Raw genomic sequence first — 21597 nt, 5'->3', positions numbered from 1 at the left:
CAAAATCCTGTGGGAGCGAGCTTGCTCGCGATGGGGCCAGTGAAGTCAGTGATTTACTGCCCGGAAAAACGCAATCTCGACAGCATCCGCAAATTCCCCTCGACATAATAATCACCGGTCCAGCTGTCATCCGCCGCCAACGGCTGGACCTGCTTGAGCGCCAGTTTTTTCGCGTAATAGCGAAACCGGTAATGCTCATAAAACCGCAGCAATTCCAGACCATAACGATCGGCCAAATCGGTATCGCCGCGGATGATCAGGTAGTTTTCGTCATTGCTGTTACTGGCCGCCGCACTGAGGTTATGACTGCCGCTGATGATCGTTGGCGTATCGCTGGTGAAATCCGTGACGATGGCTTTGGTGTGCACCAGCAGGTTGCCTTTCTGGCCTTCCTTGCTTTCCATGAGCCAACCTTCCAGGCCGGTATTGAGCAGCGCCACCGTGGTGAATTCGGCGCTGCGGTCGGCATGAAACCCGGTGATTTTGCTCGCGGAGTTTTGCAGGCCGTAGCGCAAGATGTCGTCGTGGGGCTGGCCGAGCAACGCGTTGAGGATGGCATCGGGCAAGGTGAACGCGGTGACGAACAGCAGGTCTTTTTTTGCCGCATTGATGATGTCGACGAACTCATGCAGGTCGTCCTGACCCGAGCGCGGTGAGAATCCGGCGAACAAAGGTTGGGTCGGGTCCATCGGGTTGTGTTCGGTAATCCACTGCCGCGTAGCACCGACATCCTCTGGAGTGCTCCAGACCTGCTCGAACGTTTGCAGATAACGGGCACCGACCTGAGCATCGTCCAGCACATGCACCACGTTGGCCTGACGGTAAATGCCGTTGGGGGTGAAGTTGGTGCTGCCGCAGAGCACCGCTTCAGGCTGACGCAGACCCGCTGCATCGAGCCGGCTCAGGACCATGAACTTGTTGTGGAAAATGCTGTGGGTGACGCGCCCGCGCTTGTTTGCCGCCGGGATCTTTTCCAGGCTGGCCTCGTTCATGGCGGTGGTGTCTTCACCCGGTTGCGCGTGATACAGAACACGAACGTGCACGCCGCGCGCCTGCGCCGCGTTCACCGCCTCGACAATCACCGGCAACTGATACTCGTAGATGGCGACATCCAGTGCCCACTCGCTGCCGACGGCACGTTCGATAAAACCCAGCAAGCGGCCGAGCAGTCCATTTTCCAGCCATTGGCGCGGGGCATCGGGCCAGGCTTCGAGGGGCAATCTTTCCTTGCCGCTGAGGAGCGCGTCGAGCTCGGGAAACTTGCGCTGGAATGCCTGGCTGGCGGCCACTGCGCGGTTGAAATTGACACTTTGGTTGCCAGGGTGGCCGTCGTCGGAAGTGACCGTCACCTCCAGGAACTCACCCAGTTGCGGCGCATCGGCGCTGCCGTAAGCCAGATAGACCCGGTATTGAATCGTCAGCCCCGGATTGACCGCGTAATCGGCCCAGCGGAATTTCTGTAACGGCGCGATATTGCTCGGGGTGGCGTGGAATTGCGGAAAGGTATGGGACTTGCCCGGGAACGTCAGGCTATTGAACAAAAACAGCCAGGGTTTATTGCCCTGCTGCTTTTCGATGGAAAAACCCAGCAGGCCTTTGCGACGGGGTTCGGCCAGATCCATGGCCAACAGCACGCCGTTGGTGCCGGCGTAGGCTTTGACGCGGAAATCGTTCTGAGGGTTAACGGCAAGTACGCGCATGATTCATTCCTTTGATCGAATGGCTCTCAGAGCATAGGGCAGCGATCTCGAATTGCATGATTATCCGGAATCGAGGTGATGCCATCGCGAGCAGGCTCGCTCCCACAGGGGTTTTGTGAACCCAAGGAGACTCAATGTGGGAGCGAGCCTGCTCGCGATGGGGGCCTTGCAAACAACATAGCCCTTAGCCTGAAATCAGCTCATCAATGTGCCGATAATCCGCTTGCAGCGCTGCCGCCATCTGTCTGGCCCGACCTAGCCGAATCGGCCCGCGCTCGATATCAATCAATAACCCCGGGCAATCCAGCACCGGTAACCCCGGCCATTCCTTCAATCGCCCATCGGTCAGCAGCAACAGCCTTTGCCGTTCCGCGGGAAAGCGTTTTTGCCGTACCGCCAGCCAACGCCCCGCTTCGCCCAGCGCCGCCAGCAGCGGCGTACCGCCGCCCGCGCCCAGGCCATCAAGCCAGTCGCGCAGCCCCGCCGAAGCCTTCAAGCCTTGCACCTGCCACTTCGGCACATTGCCGCTGGCAGTCAGCAAGGCCAGGCGAGCGCGTTGGCGATACGCATCGTCGAACACCTGCGCGAGCAAACCCTTGGCATCGCTCAACGCCTGATGACGGCGGGTCGAGGCCGATGCGTCGACGATCACCAGCCACAGTTCATGCGAGGAACGCGTGCGCAGGTGGAACAGGACATCTTTGTACTGACGAGGTCGGCCGTTGAGCAAAGTGCCGGGCCAGTTGATCGAGCCACTGCGTGCGGCGTGGCGCTTGCCCTGTTTACCGTTAGCCAGCCGGCCTGCGCGGGTTCTGGCATCCGCCCCCGCGTCAGATCGAGGGCGAATGCCTAGGGCTTTTTTGGCCAGCTCGGCACTTCACGGCGGGCGCCGACCGGCAGCGCCTGAGCGGGCATTTCGCCCCATTGGCCCTGGCCTTCGCTTGGGTTGGAAGATTGCGCCGAGGGCGACTGATTGTGTTGCGGCGCTGGTGGCGATTGCTGGCGACGACGATGACGCAGGGCAAACTCGGCGACGGCGTCGATGTCTTCCTCTCCGATGGCGCTCGCCCCTCGCCATGCGGCGTGGGCACGGGCCGCGCGCAACCAGACCAGATCGGCGCGCAGGCCATCGACCCCGGCAGCAAAACAGCGCTCGGTAATCTGCGCCAGTGCTTCATCATCCAGGGGGATGCTCGCCAATGCGCCGCGCGCTTTCTGGCAACGTTCACGCAGGAACTGCTGCTGGCTTTCCCACTCGACGCAGAAACCCTGGGGATCGCTGTCGAAATCCAGGCGCCGGCGAATGATCTGGCCACGTTCGGCCGGTACGGTGTGACCACTGAGGGCGACGTTCAGGCCAAAACGGTCGAGCAGTTGCGGACGCAGCTCGCCCTCTTCCGGGTTCATGGTGCCGATCAGTACGAACTTCGCCGAATGCCGATGGGAAATGCCGTCGCGCTCGATCAGGTTGGTGCCACTGGCGGCCACGTCGAGCAACAGGTCAACGAGGTGATCGGGCAGCAGATTGACTTCATCGACGTACAGCACACCGCCGTCGGCCTTGGCCAATACGCCGGGGGAAAATTGCGCGCGGCCTTCGCTCAGGGCGGCGTCGAGATCGAGGGTGCCGACCAGCCGTTCTTCGGTGGCTCCGAGGGGCAAGGTGACGAATTGACCGCTGGCCAGCAAGTCCGCCAGGCCTCGGGCGAGGGTCGACTTGGCCATGCCGCGCGGGCCTTCGATCAGCACGCCGCCGATCTTGGGATCGATGGCGGTCAAGTAGAGCGCGAGCTTCAGATCGTCGGCGCCGACCACGGCGGAGAGCGGGAAATGTGGGGTGTCGGTCATCTTCAATACTCGGTCATGGTCCGTAACAGCGATCTCAAGAACACACTCAAAACCTGTGGCGAGGGAGCTTGCTCCCGTTCGGCTGCGAAGCAGCCGTAGATACTGACACTAAGGTATGCCTGACAAAATGTGCATTCAGGTTTTTGGGCTGCTGCGCAGCCCAGCGGGAGCAAGCTCCCTCGCCACAGGTCCATTTCAGCTGTCTTCTTCTATATCCAGCAACAGGTTTTCCAGCGCCTCACGATACGCGCCCGGTTCCTGCCACATCCCCCGCTGCTGCGCTTCGAGCATGCGCTCGGTCATGTCGCGCAGCGCATGCGGATTATGCTCACGCACAAAATCCCGGGTTGCCGGATCGAGCAAATACGCATCCGCCAACAACGCATATTGATGATCGTCGATCAGCCGGGTCGTGGCGTCGAATGCGAACAGGTTATCGACCGTCGCGGCCAATTCGAACGCGCCTTTATAGCCGTGACGCTTCACGCCGTCGATCCACTTCGGATTCGCCGCCCGGGAGCGGATCACCCGGTTCAGCTCTTCCTTCAAGGTACGGATCTTAGGCAAGTCCGGCTGACTGTGGTCGCCGTGGTAACTGGCCGCCGCTTCGCCACTGAGGCTTTCCACGGCGGCGAGCATGCCGCCCTGGAATTGGTAATAGTCATTGGAATCGAGCAGGTCATGCTCGCGATTGTCCTGGTTTTGCAGCACCGCCTGAACCTGGCTCAGGCGCTGGGCGAATTGTTCGCGGGCGGCGGTGCCTTCATCGGACCCGCCGTAAGCGTAGCCGCCCCAGTTCAGGTAAACCTCGGCCAGATCTTCGCGGCTTTGCCACAGACGACCGTCGATGGCGCCCTGCACGCCGGCGCCATAAGCACCAGGTTTGGCACCGAAGATGCGCCAACCAGCCTGACGCCTCGCCGCGTCTTCATCCAGCCCCGACTGGAGCAACGCTTCACGCTCGGCGCGCACTTTGGCGGCCAGCGGGTTGAGGTCGTCCGGTTCGTCCAGCGCGGCGACCGCTTGCACGGCGGCGTCGAACAGGCGGATCAGATTGGCGAAGGCATCGCGGAAGAATCCGGACACGCGCAAGGTCACATCCACACGCGGACGGTCGAGCAAGCTCAGCGGCAGGATTTCAAAGTCATCGACCCGCTGACTGCCAGTGGCCCAGACCGGACGCACACCCATCAACGCCATGGCCTGGGCAATGTCGTCGCCGCCGGTGCGCATGGTCGCGGTGCCCCAGACGGACAGGCCGAGCTGGCGCAGGTGATCGCCGTGGTCTTGCAGATGCCGTTCGAGAATCAGATTGGCCGACTGGAAACCGATGCGCCACGCCGTGGTGGTCGGCAGGTTGCGCACGTCCACCGAGTAAAAATTTCGCCCGGTCGGCAGCACGTCCAGACGACCGCGACTCGGCGCGCCGCTGGGGCCGGCCGGGACGAAGCGGCCGCTCAAGGCATCGAGCAGACCGCGCATTTCTGCCGGACCGCAGGCGTCCAGACGCGGGGCGACGACTTCGCACAGGCTGTCGAGGATGGCGCTCACTTCAGACCAACGTGCCTCCTGTGGGAGCAGGCATTTGTGGCGAGGGAGCTTGTCGGAATGCCGCATCATCCCGCTGGACTGCGCAGCAGTCCCATTTTCTGGGTCCGCTTCGCGAACCAACGGGAGCAAGCTCCCTCGCCACAGAGCCTCGTTCCCACGGGGTTCGGCGTCGGTATTCAGAGTTTGCGCGATGAGTTGAGCGGCGAACAGTTCCAGACGCTCGCGGGTATCGCCCGCCGTGCGCCAGGCCTCATCGTTAAGCGATTGCAGTTCCACAGGACGCGGCCCGATCCACGGCTCGGCCAGCGCACAATCCAGCGGATCAAACCCCAGTTCGAACGCCTTGGCCAACGCCCGCAGCAGGCTGGATTGCGCCCCGCGACCGTCGCCACGGGGAATGCGCAACAAGGCCAACAACGTGTCGATGCGCAAGCGGCCGGTCGGCGACTCGCCGAAGATGTGCAGGCCATCGCGGATCTGCGACTCTTTCAGGTCGCACAAGTACGTGTCCAGCCGTGGCAACCAGATCGCCGCATCGGCGTCGCTGTTGAGCTTGTCGTCCAGTTGCAGTTCACGGTCGATGTGCGTCTCGCGCACCAGTTGCAGGATGTCGCGCTGCAATTCACGGGCACGGCGCGGATCGAGCAACTGTGCTTCGTAATACTCGTCGGCCAGCAACTCGAGGTTGCGCAGCGGACCGTAGGTTTCGGCGCGGGTCAGCGGCGGCATCAGGTGGTCGATGATCACCGCTTGCGTGCGACGCTTGGCCTGGGCGCCCTCGCCCGGGTCGTTGACGATAAACGGATAGATGTTCGGCAGCGGCCCGAGCAGCGCGTCCGGCCAGCAATTTTCTGACAGCCCGACGCCCTTGCCCGGCAGCCATTCGAGGTTGCCGTGCTTGCCGACGTGGATGACGCCGTGGGCGCCATAGGTGTTGCGCAGCCAGAAGTAGAACGCCAGGTAGCCGTGAGTTGGCACCAGGTCCGGGTCGTGATACACCGCGCTCGGATCGACCTGATACCCCCGCGCCGGCTGAATGCCGACGAAGGTCAGGCCAAAGCGCAACCCGGCGATCATCATGCGTCCGTCACGGCACATCGGATCGCTTTCGGGCGTGCCCCAGCGCTCCAGCACCGCTTGCTGATTGGCTTCGGGCAATCGGTTGAACATCAGCCGATAGTCGTCCATTGCCAAACTTTGCGCGCAGGGACGCTGATCAATGGTGTCGAGGTCGTTGCTGACACCGCCGAGCAATTGTTGAATCAACGCAGTGCCGCTGTCCGGCAACTCGTCGGGCAACGGATATCCTTCAGTGTGCAGCGCCCGCAGGATGTTCAGCGCGGCGGCCGGGGTATCGAGGCCCACGCCATTGCCAATGCGCCCATCGCGGGTCGGGTAGTTGGCGAGGATCAGCGCGATGCGTTTTTCGCTATTCGGCACTCGCGCCAGGTCGATCCAGCGCCGCGCCAGCTCGGCGACGAAATCCATGCGCTCCGGTTGTGCTCGATAGCACACCACGTCCGACTGACTGCGCTCGCTGCGCCACGCCAGGTCCTTGAAGCTGATCGGCCGGCTGATGATCCGTCCGTCCAGTTCCGGCAGCGCGATGTGCATCGCCAGATCACGCGGGCCGAGGCCCTGTTCACTGGCAAGCCAGCCCGGCTCGTTGTCCTGGGCGCAGATCGCCTGGATCACCGGAATGTTGCGTCGAAACGGCCGCAGATGCGGCGCTTCGGGGCTGGATTGAGCGAAACCGGTGGTGTTGAGGATCACCCCCGCCTCGACTTCGTCCAGCAGGTCCTCGACCACCGTCAGGCAGCCGGGCTCTTTCAGACTGGCCAGCGCAATCGGCAACGGATTTAAACCCGCCGCCTGCAAACGCTGGCAGAAAACATCGATGAACGCGGTGTTCGCCGCCTGTAAATGCGAGCGATAAAACAGCACCGCCGCCACCGGTTGACCGGCCTGCCAATCGGCTTGCCAATCGTTAAGGTCAGCGGGGCTCTTTTGCGGGTGGTAAATCGCCGTGCGCGGCAAGGTTTGCGGCTCGGCCCAGGCGTAATCGCGATCCAGCCAGCGATTGGCCAGGCAGCGGAAAAAATCCAGGGCATTGGCCATGCCGCCCTGCCGCAAAAACTGCCAGAGCCGGTCGCGGTCGTCGGCGGTCACGGTGCTCAGGTCACTGAGTTCCGGGTCCGGCCGGTCATCCCCCGGTACCAGAATCAGTTGCACACCGCGCTGGGACAGCTCCACCAGACGTTCGACCCCGTAACGCCAATAGGCGATGCCGCCGTGCAGCGAAATCAGAATCACCTTGGCATGGCGCAGCACTTCGTCGACATACAGGTCGACCGATGCGTGATTCTGCACCTGCATCGGATTGGCCAGGCGCACGCTCGGGTAATCGTCCGGCAGTTGCTGCGCCGCTTCGGCAAGCAGCGCCAGGCTGGAATCGCCGCTGCACAGGATCACCAGCTCGGCAGGGGTTTGTCCAAGGTCGGCAATGTTGTCATCCGACACGAAACCGCCGGGCTGGGTCCTGAGCAGGTGCATGGCTTAAACGCTGAGCGCGGCGCGCAATTGCGCTTCAAGCAAAGCGGCGTCCAGTTCCTGGCCGATCAGCACCAGGCGCGTGGTGCGCGCTTCACCGGCGCCCCACTGACGGTCGAAATGCTTGTCGAAACGCGTGCCCACGCCCTGAATCAGCAGGCGCATCGGTTTGTTCGGAATCGCCGCGAAACCTTTGACCCGCAGAATGCCGTGCTGGACCACCAGTTGGGTCAGCGCGTCCAGCAGCAGGCTTTCGTCGGCTTGGGGCAGTTCGATGGAGATGGAATCGAAGGCGTCGTGATCGTGATCGTCTTCGCCTTCATGGTGGTGATCGTGATGGCTGTGCCGGCTGTCGATGTGTTCTTCGGAACCGGCGCCGAGGCCGATCAACACATCCAGTGGCACGCGGCCGCTGCTGGCTTCGATGACTTTGACGGCTGGCGGCAGTTCTTCGGCGACTTCCAGGCGCACACGGGCCAGGTCTTCCGGGCTGATCAGGTCGGCCTTGTTGAGGATCACCAGGTCGGCGCTGGCCAGTTGGTCGGCGAACAGCTCGTGCAGCGGCGATTCGTGGTCCAGGTTCGGGTCGAGTTTGCGCTGGGCGTCGACCTGATCCGGGAAAGCCGCGAAAGTGCCGGCGGCAACGGCTGGGCTGTCGACCACGGTGATGACCGCGTCAACGGTGCAGGCGCTGCGGATTTCCGGCCACTGGAAGGCTTGAACCAGCGGCTTTGGCAGGGCCAGGCCCGAGGTTTCGATCAGGATGTGGTCGAGGTCGCCGCGACGGGCGACGAGTTCGCGCATCACCGGGAAGAATTCTTCCTGGACGGTGCAGCACAGGCAACCGTTGGCCAGTTCGTAGACGCGACCGTTGGCTTCTTCTTCGGTGCAACCGATGGAGCATTGTTTGAGGATTTCGCCGTCAATGCCCAGCTCGCCGAACTCGTTGACGATCACCGCGATGCGGCGGCCCTGCGCGTTGTCGAGCATGTGCCGCAGCAAGGTGGTTTTACCCGAGCCGAGGAAGCCGGTAACGATGGTGACGGGGAGTTTGGCCAGTGTTTTCATCGGATGCCCTTTGGCAAGGTGGCGGGCATACGGGACGACAATCGCTGCGACGGATGCGCGCGCGGAAGAGTTCGCCACCGGATCACCCCGCCCGGTTGTAGTGAGAATCTGTGTCGAGGCAGGTCTCCTGGCTGACGGTGTGCCGGGCTTGAGGGCCTGGCATTCACTGCGCCTTCCCGCGAACCCGCTGAACAGGGTTTGCAGTGGCGTGGCAGCGAACATCACCGTTCACAGTTGCGGGGGCAGCCGCGGCATCGACCGCGTTCCCTTCTTAGCTTCGGCAAATGCCGAAGAACCTCGAAAGCGCAAGGCTACGCATGGTGTGGGGGCGGGTCAATGTCTTGTGGTGCCCTCACCGGCCCCTTCGCGGGCAAGCCTCGCTCCTACAGGATGGCGGTGCTTTTGTAGGAGCGAGGCTTGCCCGCGAAGAATTCACCTCGGCATCGAAATGAGAACCCATGCCAATTGACGCCAAACCCCCGCCCATGCTCTCCTACACGCCTTGTTACGGGTGCCCTTCACAGGGTGAAACGGGAAACCGGTGAATCATGTGCTTTACTCAAAGCCATGTCAGTCCGGTGCTGCCCCCGCAACGGTAAGCGAGCGAAGCGTCAGATCCACTGTGCCAGCAGTTCGGCATGGGAAGGTGATGCTTGCAGGTTCAGGCGCAAGCCTTGGCCCCTCGTGAGCCCGGAGACCGGCCCGCAACACAAAGTGACCTTTACGTCACCGAATAACAAACCCGCGGTGGGCGGGCGCTGTTTGAACCTCTGCGCGCCCGACTCGCAGGGGTCTTCCATGCGCTCTATTCACCCACTGACAGACCAGAGGGAAGCGCCATGTCGATCATCAGCAGCACCGGCCACAGCACCGCCAGCACCACCACGACCCTGAGCCAACGCCTGACCACCGCCGTATGCGCGTCGATCCTCGGTGCGTGCCTCGTGTATTTCGCCGGTTTCTCGCACATCGAAGCGGTGCACAATGCCGCGCACGATACCCGTCACAGTTCAGCCTTCCCGTGCCATTGAGACCTGCCGACATGATCAAGCGTATTGCGCAAACCGCAGGTTTCAGCGGGCTGCTGGCCGCCCTGTTGCTGACCCTGCTGCAAAGTTTCTGGGTCTCTCCGCTGATTCTGCAGGCCGAAACCTACGAAAAATCCGAGCCGGCCGCTGTTGAAGTTCACGAACACGCCGCCGGTGTCGCCGCTCACACTCACGACGCCGAAGCCTGGGAGCCGGAAGACGGCTGGCAGCGTGTGCTGTCGACCACGGGCGGCAACCTGGTGGTCGCCGTCGGTTTCGCCCTGATGCTCGCCGGTCTCTACACCTTGCGTGCACCGACCAAAACCTCCCAAGGCTTGCTTTGGGGCCTGGCCGGTTACGCGACCTTCGTGCTGGCGCCGACCCTCGGCCTGCCGCCTGAACTGCCGGGCACTGCCGCGGCTGATCTGGCCCAACGGCAACTCTGGTGGATCGGCACGGCCGCGTCCACGGCGGTCGGCATCGCGCTGATCGTGTTCAGTCGTCACTGGCTGATGAAGATCCTCGGCGTGGCGATTCTCGCCGTTCCGCACGTGATCGGCGCGCCGCAACCGGAAGTGCACTCAATGCTCGCTCCGGAAGCGCTGGAAGCGCAGTTCAAAATCGCATCGCAGCTGACCAACGTCGCGTTCTGGCTGGCCCTGGGCCTGATCAGCGCCTGGTTGTTTTGCCGCAAAAGCGATGGCCAATACCACGCATGATTGTTACTCGCACAGCGCCGACTTTAGTCGTCGGCCTGGGCTGCCAGCGCGGCTGCCCTGCCAGTACGCTGCGGGCGTTACTCGATCAGGCGTTACAGGCTCATAAAATCGGACTTCACCAGATCAACGCCCTGGCCAGTATCGACCTGAAGCGCGATGAACCTGGCCTGGTCGAACTCGCCGCACAACTCGCGTTGCCGCTGATGTATTTCAGCAGCGAGCAATTGGAAGGTTACAAACCGCAACTCAGCCATCATTCGGACATCGCGTTCGAACGCACTGGCTGCTACGGCGTGGCGGAAAGTGCCGCCCTGGCCCTCGCCGAACAACTGGCCCAGGCACCGGCGAAACTGCTGATTCCGCGACAAAAATATGCCCAGGCCACCCTGGCGTTGGCTTGCGTTGCGTAAGATCCCCGATAATCCCCGCCTTCGATCATGAGCAATCTTCATCTGAAGCCTTGCCCAAGCCCTTTTTCTGACAGACTCTTTATTCAAAGGAACGGACGATGACCGTCTACTTCATTGGCGCAGGTCCCGGCGACCCGGAACTGATCACCGTCAAAGGCCAACGGCTGATTCGCAGTTGCCCGGTGATCATCTATGCCGGCTCTTTGGTGCCCGCCGCCGTGCTTGAAGGCCATTGCGCCGAGCAGGTGGTCAACAGTGCCGAATTGCACCTGGAGCAGATCATCGAACTGATCAAAACTGCCCATGCCAACGGCCAGGACGTGGCGCGGGTGCATTCGGGTGATCCGAGTCTGTACGGGGCGATTGGTGAGCAGATTCGCTATTTGCGCGAACTCGACATTCCATTTGAAATCATCCCGGGCGTGACGGCGACTGCCGCGTGTGCAGCGTTGTTGGGGGCTGAACTGACGCTGCCGGACGTTTCACAAAGCGTGATTCTGACCCGCTACGCCGACAAAACCGTGATGCCGGCCGGTGAAGAACTGGGGAGCCTGGCCCAGCACGGGGCGACCATGGCGATTCATTTGGGGGTCAATCATCTGGAGAAGATTCTGGCGGAGTTGCTGCCGCATTACGGCGCAGACTGCCCGATCGCGGTGATTCACCGGGCGACGTGGCCGGACCAGGATTGGGTGGTGGGAACGATTGAAGACATTGCCGGGAAGGTTGCAGCGAAGGGTTTTCGGCGCACGGCGCTGATTCTGGTGGGTCGGGTGTTGGGCAGTGATCAGTTCAGCGAGTCGTCGCTGTATCGCGCCGGGCATGCGCATCTCTACAGGCCCTGAGCCAAGCACAACTCTGTGATAAGGGGGGCTTCCTGTGGCGAGGGGATTTAGCGAAACGTCGCCACAGGTTATCGATCACCCATAAAAAAACGGCGCTCACGGGGCGCCGCTTTTTTTAGTCTGCAGCAAACACCTTACTCAGTAGTAGGCGTTTTCTTTCTGCGTATGGTCCGTCACATCGCGTACACCCTTGAGCTCGGGAATGCGCTCAAGCAAGGTGCGCTCGATGCCTTCGCGAAGGGTGACGTCGGCCTGGCCGCAGCCCTGGCAACCACCGCCGAACTTCAGTACGGCGATGCCGTCTTCGACCACATCGATCAGGCTGACCTGGCCGCCGTGGCTGGCCAGCCCCGGGTTGATCTCAGTTTGCAGGTAGTAGTTGATGCGCTCGTTGACCGGACTGTCAGCGTTGACCATCGGGACTTTGGCGTTGGGCGCCTTGATCGTCAGCTGGCCACCCATGCGGTCGGTGGCGTAGTCGACGACCGCGTCATCCAGGAAAGCTTCGCTGAATGAGTCGATGTAAGCGGTGAAGCTTTTGAGCCCCAACGCGGTGTCTTCAGGTTTCTCTTCGCCCGGCTTGCAGTAGGCAATGCAGGTTTCGGCGTACTGGGTGCCAGGCTGGGTGATAAAGACGCGGATGCCAATACCCGGGGTGTTCTGCTTGGAGAGCAGATCAGCCAGATAATCGTGGGCGGCGTCGGTGATGGTAATAGCGGTCATGGAAACTCCTCGCAGGCTTGGGCGCAGTTTACGCCAATCATCGCGCCGTACAAAGTCCTAGTATTTTTGTCGGGAAAGAGCCGGAACAGCGTTGTTTGCCGATTCGCCGTCGATCCGCTCTTTAAGCCACCGATAGCTGCATTTTTCTACATATTCGTAACTTGCCCAGGAAGCCACGCCGATGGTCAACGCGCAAAAGGCGAACATCACGTAGGGATTCACCCCATAACGCTGTGCGACAAACCCGCCGACAGACAGCACCAGCACGTGCATCAGGTAAACCGAGTAGGAACAATCGCCAAGCACCTTGAACACACGGGTGTTCTCGAAAAAGCGTTCCAGCGCCATGCACGCCATCACCAACACCGCACCGGGCACGCCCCAGGCCAGGAAGCGTGGCTGCGGTGCCAGGTTATAAATCGCCAGCAACGCGCCGCCAATCCCCAGCAAGGGCAGCCAGAAACCGGGTTTGATCCAGCCGCGCCGGTAGATCATGCCGATGGCGATCCCCAGCAGAAACTCATAAACAATGTCCGAGCGGTAGAACTCGCTGATCCAGCCATATCCGGTCCACGCCTGGCACACCGCAAACAGCAACGCCGCGACGATCAGCAGCCGAACTTGCAAGCGGAACAGCAATGCCCAGGCAAACAGCACGTAGAACAGCATTTCGTAATTCAGCGTCCAGCCGACATTGAGGGTCGGATAGATCCCGTAGCCACTGGGATTTTCCGTAGGAATAAACAACAGCGACAGCAGGAAATGTGGCCAGTCCACCGTCTGATCCGGCAACACAGGCTGTGCGAACACGACCACCAGCGCCATCAGCACCGTGTACAGCCAGTACGCCGGCACGATGCGAAACAGTCGGTACAAGAGAAACCGCGCGGGCGGCAGCGATTTACCTTCGGTGGACAGGAAGATCACCAGGCCACTGATGACGAAGAAGATATCAACGCCCACCGCGCCCTTGTCGATGAACATCTGCCCCACCGGGCCACGGGCCTTGAAGTCGAAGAAAATCTGCATGAAGTGGTGGCAGACCACCGTCCAGGCCGCAACGGCGCGCAGTGCCTGTACTGAAATCAACATCAGCGCTCCTCCCGACCGCAAACCCAAAACCACTACACATCCCTGTAGGAGCGAAGCTTGCTCGCGAAGAGGCCGGTACATTCAACATCATTGTTGGCCGTCGATTGCCTTCGCGAGCAAGCTTCGCTCCTACAGGGGAATAGCGGTGCCTATTGAGTCCGACACCGGCCAGCAGTCAAAGGTCGATCAAAGATTCTCGTACCGGTTCATGTCCAGCACGCCCTCTTCCACCGGCTCGGTTTCGTGGAGGTAGCGACTCAGGTCGTGGAAGTAAAACCAGAACTGCGGATGGCTGCGGCGAATGCCCCAGCGTTCGACGATTTTCTCGAAGCGGTGCGCGTCCTTGGCGTTTTCCATCGCGTCGACAAAATCAGGCACCTGGTCGGCGGGAATATTGAACATGAAGTTCGGGTAGCTGCTGAGCACACCCGGGAAAATCGTCAAGGTATCGAGCCCCGGCTGATAGCGCAGCGATTCACCGAGCAGGAAGGCCACATTGCTGTGGGCCCGGTTGCGCAGCAGGCTGTAGACCTCGCGCTTGCCGCTCGCCGTCGCGATGCGCAGCATGGTCGCTTCCGGCAACTGATCGATGACCCTCAAACCGGCCGCAGGGCGTGAAGTCAAGCGACTCAACGCCTGCTCGGCGCTCTGCAACGCCGGGTCGATGTTCGGTCGCGAGCAGTACGCGCCATCGCAACGGTTGATCGGATCGGGCCTTGCATCGAGCTCGCCGTAACGGGCCAGCAGTTGCGTCGCGAAGTCACGCTTGGGGTCCTTCTCATCCAGTTTCAGGGCCGTCGGCTTGTCATTGTCGATGGCCTCGTAATCCGCCCACATCTTGAACTGGCCACCGTTCTGGTACCAATCATCGAGGTAATCATCCCGCGAATTGGCCGGCATCAGGCGCAGGAAATTCTGCTCCGCGCCGTTGCGGATCAGGTCGAAGTACAGGCGTGTCTGGGCCTGGTGAGACACGTTGCCGAACACGTCGAAGTTGACCACCAACTGATAATACGTGCGTTCCAGCAGCGGATAGTCGAACAGCCAGATGGTTTGCGGCACTTCACCGATCAGGCCCTTGTTCACCGACGCGCTGTCGAAATGCCGAAAGATACTCAGCAGCGCGTTGTCGTTGCCCGCCCACAGGGTCGACCAGCTTGGCGCCGGCAGATCGGCGTAATTGTCCCGGCGTAGCGCTTCGTACTCGTTGCGCTTGTCGCGGTAGTCATGCCACAGGCCCAGGACGCTGCCGACGTCGTCGTTTTGCCCCGGCATCGCCAACAACGGCGTGGCTTGACCGCGGTAGTTCGGGTCGGTGATGTAGAGGTCGTGTTCCGGCGCCTGGAACAACGCCCAGAAGTTGTCACGAATCACGTCCGTGGCGATCTGGCCACGGCAGACCGGGCCGCGAATGAAGGTGCGGACGAAGTATTCGGCGTTATCGAGCATGAACTGATAACGCGCCTGAGCCGGGATCGCTTCAAACGTGCTGAACGGGTTGGCCCGGCGTTCTGGTCCGTATCCCGGCAAGGCATCGACCTGCCAGTTGCCGCTGTAAAAAAGGCTTTTGATCCGCGCCATCTTCGCCGCGCTCAGCGGATAGGTGATGTGGGTCTTGTGCACGATCACGCCCTGCACCGGCCACAAACGGTAATAAATCCGGGTGCCCGGATCGTCATTCGGGCGGCGAGTGTCGATCAGGTCGATCGGCTGTCCGGTCGGGGTGCGCGAACGCACCCATTGGAAGAAATGCCCGGGTTCACCGTCCTTGAAGTAAATATGGGCGATAAACCAATGCTCGAACAACCAGCGGCCGACCAGACTTTGCCGGGCGCCCGGGGCGTTGAGCAGGTTTTCCCACTGCACCACCTGCAAGGCTTCCCTCGCGCTCGGGACGAGGCCTTGCTCATCGATGGGCGCACCAGAGGCCAGCCAGCGCTGGAGCGTCTGGTATTGCTGGTCGGTCAGGCCGGTGACCGCCAGCGGCATGCCTTCTTTCGGGTGGGTACTGGCGTAGCCGTCGAACTCCGCCGGCATGGCGCACATGTTTTCCCGGTTCAGGCCCAGGACGATGTCTTCCGGCAACTTGGCGTTGGGTTGTATCGGGGTTGTGTGACCCAGCTCCAGCATTCGCGCCATCAATGCCGCCTGGCTGCCTTGGGCGTCGAGTACCGAATAGAAGCCCTTCTGCTGCCAGGCACGCTTGCCAAAGGCGTCATAAAACAACCGGGTCGGCGCCGCGGCCTGGCTGCGTTCGCCGTCGTAGACCGGAGTTTGGGTCGCGCCACGCGCCACCCCTTCACCGCTGCCCAGATTGAGCTGACAGGCGGAGTCGTAGCAGGCATGGCAGGCCACGCACTTTTCGGTGAAGATCGGTTGAATGTCACGCGTGTAGGAAATCACCGGACCCTGCGCAACGGCATCCCAGCTTATAAGCAGCATCAAAATGCTGGTGATGACGCGATACGACATGTCCCTGGTCCCGATCCTGAAAATCGCCGCGATTCTACCGTTCCGGCCCTCGCACCAACATGAGCGATATTCATGCAAATCCGGGACATGCTCTAAAAGCGCACAGGTTTGCTATTATCCCGGCCCTTCGTCATGGTCTTTCCGAGTAGTCCCAATGTCCGATCGCAGTGTTCGCCTTCAAGCTCTCAAGCACGCCCTCAAAGAGCGCATTCTGATTCTCGATGGCGGTATGGGCACGATGATCCAGAGCTACAAGCTCGAAGAGAAGGATTATCGCGGAAAACGCTTCGCTGACTGGCCAAGTGACGTCAAAGGTAACAACGACCTCTTGGTGTTGACGCGCCCGGACGTGATCGGCTCCATCGAGAAAGCCTACCTGGATGCCGGCGCCGACATTCTGGAAACCAACACGTTCAACGCCACTCAGGTTTCCCTGGCCGATTACGGCATGCAAGGCCTAGCCTACGAGTTAAACGTAGAAGGCGCACGCCTGGCACGCAAGGTGGCCGACGCCAAGACCCTGGAAACGCCGGACAAGCCGCGCTTCGTCGCTGGCGTGATCGGGCCGACCAGCCGCACCTGCTCGCTGTCGCCGGACGTGAACAACCCCGGCTACCGCAACGTGACCTTCGATGAATTGGTGGAAAACTACACCGAGGCCACCAAAGGCCTGATCGAAGGCGGCGCCGACCTGATCCTGATCGAAACCATTTTCGACACGCTGAACGCCAAAGCCGCGATCTTCGCCGTACAAGGTGTGTTTGAAGAGTTGGGTATCGAACTGCCGATCATGATTTCCGGCACCATCACCGACGCCTCCGGCCGTACCCTGTCCGGCCAGACCACCGAAGCATTCTGGAACTCGGTAGCCCACGCCAAGCCGATCTCGGTCGGCCTGAACTGTGCCCTCGGCGCCAGCGAATTGCGCCCGTACCTGGAAGAACTGTCGAACAAGGCCGGCACCCACGTTTCGGCGCACCCGAACGCCGGCCTGCCGAACGAATTCGGCGAGTACGACGAACTGCCGTCGGAAACCGCCAAGGTCATCGAAGAATTCGCCCAGAGCGGTTTCCTCAACATCGTTGGCGGCTGCTGCGGCACCACGCCGGGCCACATCGAAGCCATCGCCAAAGCCGTGGCCGGTTATGCGCCACGTGTCATTCCGGAAATCCCGAAGGCTTGCCGCCTCTCGGGCCTGGAGCCGTTCACCATCGATCGCAGCTCGCTGTTCGTCAACGTTGGCGAGCGCACCAACATCACCGGTTCCGCCAAATTCGCCCGTCTGATCCGTGAAGACAACTACACCGAAGCGCTGGAAGTGGCCCTGCAACAGGTTGAAGCGGGCGCCCAGATCATCGACATCAACATGGACGAAGGGATGCTCGATTCGAAGAAGGCCATGGTGACCTTCCTCAATCTGATCGCCGGTGAACCGGACATCTCCCGTGTGCCGATCATGATCGACTCCTCGAAGTGGGAAGTGATCGAAGCCGGCCTCAAGTGCATCCAGGGCAAGGGCATCGTCAACTCGATCAGCATGAAAGAAGGCGTCGAGCAGTTCATTCACCACGCCAAACTGTGCAAGCGCTATGGCGCCGCCATGGTCGTGATGGCGTTTGACGAAGCCGGCCAGGCCGACACTGAAGCGCGCAAGAAAGAGATCTGCAAACGCTCCTACGACATTCTGGTCAACGAAGTCGGTTTCCCGCCGGAAGACATCATCTTCGACCCGAACATCTTCGCCGTGGCCACCGGCATCGAAGAACACAACAACTACGCTGTGGACTTCATCAACGCCTGCGCCTACATCCGCGACGAACTGCCATTCGCGCTGACCTCGGGTGGCGTGTCCAACGTGTCGTTCTCGTTCCGCGGCAACAACCCGGTGCGTGAGGCGATCCACTCGGTGTTCCTGCTGTATGCGATCCGCAACGGCCTGACCATGGGTATCGTCAACGCCGGGCAGCTGGAGATCTACGACCAGATCCCGGCGGAACTGCGCGATGCCGTGGAAGACGTGGTGCTCAACCGCACGCCGAACGGCACTGACGCCCTCCTCGCCATCGCCGACAAGTACAAGGGCGACGGCAGCGTCAAGGAAGCCGAGACCGAAGAGTGGCGCAACTGGGACGTCAACAAGCGTCTGGAGCATGCGCTGGTCAAGGGCATCACCACGCACATCGTGGAAGACACCGAAGAATCGCGCCAGTCGTTCTCGCGTCCGATCGAAGTGATCGAAGGCCCGCTGATGTCCGGCATGAACATCGTCGGCGACCTGTTCGGTGCCGGCAAAATGTTCCTGCCGCAGGTGGTGAAATCCGCCCGCGTGATGAAACAGGCTGTCGCTCACCTGATTCCGTTCATCGAGCTGGAAAAAGGCGACAAGCCGGAAGCCAAGGGCAAGATCCTGATGGCTACGGTGAAGGGCGACGTGCACGACATCGGCAAGAACATCGTCGGCGTGGTGCTGGGCTGTAACGGCTACGACATCGTCGACCTCGGCGTGATGGTCCCGGCGGAGAAAATCCTGCAAGTGGCCAAGGAGCAGAAGTGCGACATCATCGGCCTGTCCGGTCTGATCACACCGTCGCTGGATGAAATGGTCCACGTGGCCCGCGAAATGCAGCGTCAGGATTTCCATCTGCCGCTGATGATCGGTGGCGCGACCACCTCCAAGGCGCACACGGCGGTGAAGATCGAGCCGAAGTACAGCAATGATGCGGTGATCTACGTCACCGACGCCTCCCGCGCCGTGGGCGTGGCGACGCAGTTGCTGTCCAAGGAATTGAAGCCGGCGTTCGTCGAGAAGACCCGCCTGGAGTACATCGATGTTCGCGAGCGCACTGCCAACCGCAGCGCCCGCACCGAACGCCTGAGCTACCCGGCCGCCATTGCCAAGAAGCCGCAGTTCGACTGGAGCACTTACGAGCCGGTCAAACCGACGTTTACCGGTTCCCGCGTGCTGGACAATATCGATTTGAAGGTGCTGGCCGAATACATCGACTGGACGCCGTTCTTTATCTCCTGGGACCTGGCCGGCAAGTTCCCGCGCATCCTCACTGATGAAGTGGTCGGTGAAGCCGCCACCTCGCTGTACGCCGATGCCCAGGAAATGCTCGCCAAACTGATCGACGAGAAACTCATCAGCGCCCGTGCGGTGTTTGGCTTCTGGCCGGCCAACCAGGTGCGCGAGGATGACATCGAAGTCTACGGCGATGACGGCAAGCCGATTGCCAAACTGCATCACTTGCGTCAGCAGATCATCAAGACCGACGGCAAGCCGAACTTCTCCCTCGCCGACTTCGTCGCGCCGAAGGACTGCGAAATCACCGATTACGTGGGTGGTTTCATCACCACCGCCGGGATCGGCGCCGAAGAAGTGGCCAAGGCTTATCAAGACGCTGGCGATGATTACAACTCGATCATGGTCAAGGCACTGGCCGACAGACTGGCCGAGGCCTGCGCCGAGTGGCTGCACCAACAGGTCCGTAAGGAACACTGGGGTTACGCCAAGGACGAGACGCTCGACAACGAGGCGCTGATCAAAGAGCAATACACCGGCATCCGCCCTGCCCCGGGCTACCCGGCCTGCCCTGATCACACCGAGAAAAGCACCCTGTTTGCCTTGCTCGACCCCGAAGCCCGCGAGATGCAGGCCGGCCGCAGCGGCGTGTTCCTCACCGAGCACTACGCTATGTTCCCGGCAGCAGCGGTCAGCGGCTGGTACTTCGCTCACCCGCAGGCGCAATACTTTGCAGTGGGCAAGATCGACAAGGACCAGGTGCAGAGCTACACGTCCCGTAAAGGCCAGGAACTGAGCGTGACCGAACGGTGGCTGGCGCCTAACCTCGGGTACGACAACTAACCAAGCCTCCTGGCCACAACACCGTGGCCAAAGAAGATCCCCTGTGGGAGTGAGCCTGCTCGCGATGGCGGTGCAACAGTCAACTAAGAAGTCGACTGTTATGCCCCCTTCGCGAGCAAGCTCGCTCCCACAGGATTCGTGTGCATTGTCTATGCTTGCCTGACACACATTCATGACGAGGGATTTATGGACGATCCAGTCGACAACAAACCACCGACGTTCTGGCAAATGCTGCACAGCATCATGGCGGCGGCGTTCGGGGTGCAGAGCGGGAAGAACCGGGCGCGGGATTTCACCCACGGCAAGCCGAGTCATTTCGTGATTCTGGGGATTCTGTTCACGGCGGTGTTTGCATTAACGCTGTTCGGCATCGTGCAGTTGGTGGTGCACCTGGCGGGGCGTTAGCGCATCAGGGTTTGCAGGCTGAACGGGTAGCGATAAGACGTCGGCCGCCCCTTGGCCGACAGACGACGGAAGTTCACCCCGTAATTCGGTGATGCGCCCATGGCCAACAATCGTTTGGCCTGGGCCTTGTTGATCAGTTGCAGTAACGGAATCAGCCGGTCGCGCCCGCCGTACTGGTCCAGATCCACGCCCCGCTCCAAGTCATGCAATTCCACCAGCGCCCAACCGCCCAACGTGAAATGCCCGCCCAACAACACGTTCAGGCGACCGTCAACCATCGCCTGCAGTGCCGAGGGCGATGTGTTCACCGCGCTGAACAAGGCATCTTTGCCGGGCACGCCACCCGCCTCCGAATACGCTTGCATCGCGCCAAACGCCATTTCGTCATTGGCAGACCACACCAACGAGACTTTCGGGTAACGTCGGAACAGCAATTTGGCCTGTTCATAGGCCCGGTCCCGGTTCCAGCCGCCGTAAACCAGTTGGCGCAAACGTACTTCCGGGTGCTCGGCCAAGGCGCGCAGCATGCCTTGTTCGCGCAGTTGCGACGACGGCGTGATCTTCAGGCCGGAAAACGCCAGTAATTCGATGATCTGACCGGGCGCCACGGGTGGATGCTGGCGAATCAGCTCCTTGAGCATCAGGTAGCCGCCCTCTTCATCGTTCGGCACCAGGCTGCCCAATCGATCAGCGCGCTCCCCCAGCAGGCTCAGCTGATTGGGCGTCAGCGCAGCGTTGACCGTAAACAGCTTGACCCCACTGCCTTGAGCCAGGCGCAGGATTTGCGGAGCGACATATTGTTCGTTGACGAACACCAGATAATCCGGCCGCTGAGGGCCTTGCAGCGCCAGGCGGGCTTGTGCCACGGTGAGTTCGGGCATGCGTTGGGAATAGAGAATGCGCAGATCAATGCCCAGATCCTTGGCGGCCGCCTGCATGAATTGCGAATAGCTGATCCAGAAGGCCTCATCCGTCTTTCCCGGATTGAGAAACAACACCGACTCTGCATGCGCGACAGGACCGTAAGCCGCGCCAAGCATCAGCAGGAAGGTGTAGACAAACTTCAACATTTACGTCCGAGCCCCCGGAAATTTCGCCGCGCATTATAGCCAGCGAAGACCCGGCGAACGGCGTTTATTCCGGTTTTCCTCCGACAATCGTCGGAACCGGGCCCGGACGGGGTCGGTTATTGATGACTGACCCAATATACGGCGGTGCCCACGACCAGGATGATCAGGAACAGAATCGCCCAAGCATCGACCGTGCTATCAGGTTTTGTCGCTTTGGTAGGGTTGCTCATTGCATCGCCTCTTGTCGGTTT

General features: G+C 61.1%; 15 protein-coding genes and 2 riboswitches. Of the genes, 6 read left to right on the top strand and 9 right to left on the bottom strand.

Annotated features, from left to right (window positions below):
* Positions 1–53: 53 nt before the first annotated feature.
* The 5 genes from ACA068_RS14035 to cobW all read right to left on the bottom strand — a co-directional run bounded on the left by ACA068_RS14035 (position 54) and on the right by cobW (position 8717).
* Positions 54–1700 (bottom strand): phospholipase D-like domain-containing protein, encoded by a 1647-nt coding sequence (locus ACA068_RS14035; protein WP_497310355.1) that lies wholly within the window; start codon positions 1698–1700, stop codon positions 54–56.
* Between the two features lie 184 nt (positions 1701–1884).
* Positions 1885–2430, bottom strand: coding sequence for a vWA domain-containing protein (locus ACA068_RS14030; RefSeq protein WP_497310354.1), 546 nt, complete (start codon positions 2428–2430; stop codon positions 1885–1887).
* Positions 2431–2549: 119 nt separating this feature from the next.
* Positions 2550–3548, bottom strand: a complete 999-nt coding sequence (locus ACA068_RS14025) for a magnesium chelatase ATPase subunit I (protein WP_497310353.1) — start codon at positions 3546–3548, stop codon at positions 2550–2552.
* A 195-nt stretch (positions 3549–3743) separates the two neighbouring features.
* Positions 3744–7652, bottom strand: a complete 3909-nt coding sequence (gene cobN, locus ACA068_RS14020) for a cobaltochelatase subunit CobN (RefSeq protein ID WP_497310352.1) — start codon at positions 7650–7652, stop codon at positions 3744–3746.
* A 3-nt stretch (positions 7653–7655) separates the two neighbouring features.
* The gene (cobW, locus tag ACA068_RS14015) at positions 7656–8717 is read right to left on the bottom strand and encodes a cobalamin biosynthesis protein CobW (protein WP_497310351.1); all 1062 of its coding nucleotides are present in this window, start codon (positions 8715–8717) and stop codon (positions 7656–7658) included.
* A gap of 100 nt (positions 8718–8817) precedes the next feature.
* Positions 8818–9032: riboswitch (cobalamin riboswitch) on the bottom strand.
* A gap of 177 nt (positions 9033–9209) precedes the next feature.
* Positions 9210–9437, top strand: a riboswitch (cobalamin riboswitch).
* A gap of 119 nt (positions 9438–9556) precedes the next feature.
* Between cobW and ACA068_RS14010 the strand changes: the two genes are divergently transcribed.
* The 4 genes from ACA068_RS14010 to cobM all read left to right on the top strand — a co-directional run bounded on the left by ACA068_RS14010 (position 9557) and on the right by cobM (position 11719).
* The gene (locus tag ACA068_RS14010) at positions 9557–9748 is read left to right on the top strand and encodes a CbtB domain-containing protein (protein WP_497310350.1); all 192 of its coding nucleotides are present in this window, start codon (positions 9557–9559) and stop codon (positions 9746–9748) included.
* Between the two features lie 11 nt (positions 9749–9759).
* Positions 9760–10464, top strand: coding sequence for a CbtA family protein (locus ACA068_RS14005; RefSeq protein WP_497310349.1), 705 nt, complete (start codon positions 9760–9762; stop codon positions 10462–10464).
* On the top strand, positions 10461–10874 hold the full coding sequence (locus ACA068_RS14000; RefSeq protein WP_497310348.1) for a cobalamin biosynthesis protein: 414 nt from the start codon (positions 10461–10463) through the stop codon (positions 10872–10874). Before ACA068_RS14005 ends, ACA068_RS14000 begins: the two co-directional genes overlap by 4 nt.
* Positions 10875–10972: 98 nt before the next feature.
* A complete protein-coding gene (gene cobM, locus ACA068_RS13995) occupies positions 10973–11719 on the top strand; it encodes a precorrin-4 C(11)-methyltransferase (protein ID WP_497310347.1) in 747 nt (248 codons plus the stop codon).
* Positions 11720–11857: 138 nt separating this feature from the next.
* Here the strand turns inward: cobM and nfuA are convergent, their stop codons facing one another.
* From nfuA to ACA068_RS13980, 3 genes are all read right to left on the bottom strand, one after another.
* The gene (gene nfuA, locus ACA068_RS13990) at positions 11858–12442 is read right to left on the bottom strand and encodes a Fe-S biogenesis protein NfuA (protein ID WP_007898222.1); all 585 of its coding nucleotides are present in this window, start codon (positions 12440–12442) and stop codon (positions 11858–11860) included.
* A gap of 57 nt (positions 12443–12499) precedes the next feature.
* Positions 12500–13534, bottom strand: coding sequence for an acyltransferase family protein (locus ACA068_RS13985; protein ID WP_497310346.1), 1035 nt, complete (start codon positions 13532–13534; stop codon positions 12500–12502).
* A 186-nt stretch (positions 13535–13720) separates the two neighbouring features.
* Entirely contained in the window at positions 13721–16006 is a 2286-nt protein-coding gene (locus tag ACA068_RS13980) for a fatty acid cis/trans isomerase (RefSeq protein ID WP_497310345.1), read from the bottom strand.
* Positions 16007–16160: 154 nt separating this feature from the next.
* On the opposite strand from ACA068_RS13980, the gene metH reads away from it, so the two are divergent.
* Together metH and ACA068_RS13970 are read left to right on the top strand one after the other, a co-directional pair.
* Positions 16161–19871, top strand: coding sequence for a methionine synthase (gene metH / locus ACA068_RS13975; protein WP_497310344.1), 3711 nt, complete (start codon positions 16161–16163; stop codon positions 19869–19871).
* A 186-nt stretch (positions 19872–20057) separates the two neighbouring features.
* Complete coding sequence (locus ACA068_RS13970) at positions 20058–20276, top strand: DUF2970 domain-containing protein (RefSeq protein WP_497310343.1); 219 nt, start codon at positions 20058–20060, stop codon at positions 20274–20276.
* On the opposite strand, the gene ACA068_RS13965 is transcribed toward ACA068_RS13970, so the two are convergent.
* Positions 20273–21346, bottom strand: a complete 1074-nt coding sequence (locus ACA068_RS13965; RefSeq protein ID WP_497310342.1) for an ABC transporter substrate-binding protein — start codon at positions 21344–21346, stop codon at positions 20273–20275. The genes ACA068_RS13970 and ACA068_RS13965 overlap by 4 nt on opposite strands.
* Positions 21347–21597 lie beyond the last annotated feature (251 nt).

Source organism: Pseudomonas sp. LBUM1660 (assembly GCF_059695935.1).
The sequence above is the reverse complement of the archived record's forward strand: the minus strand, read 5'-3'. Positions and strand labels throughout refer to the sequence as shown.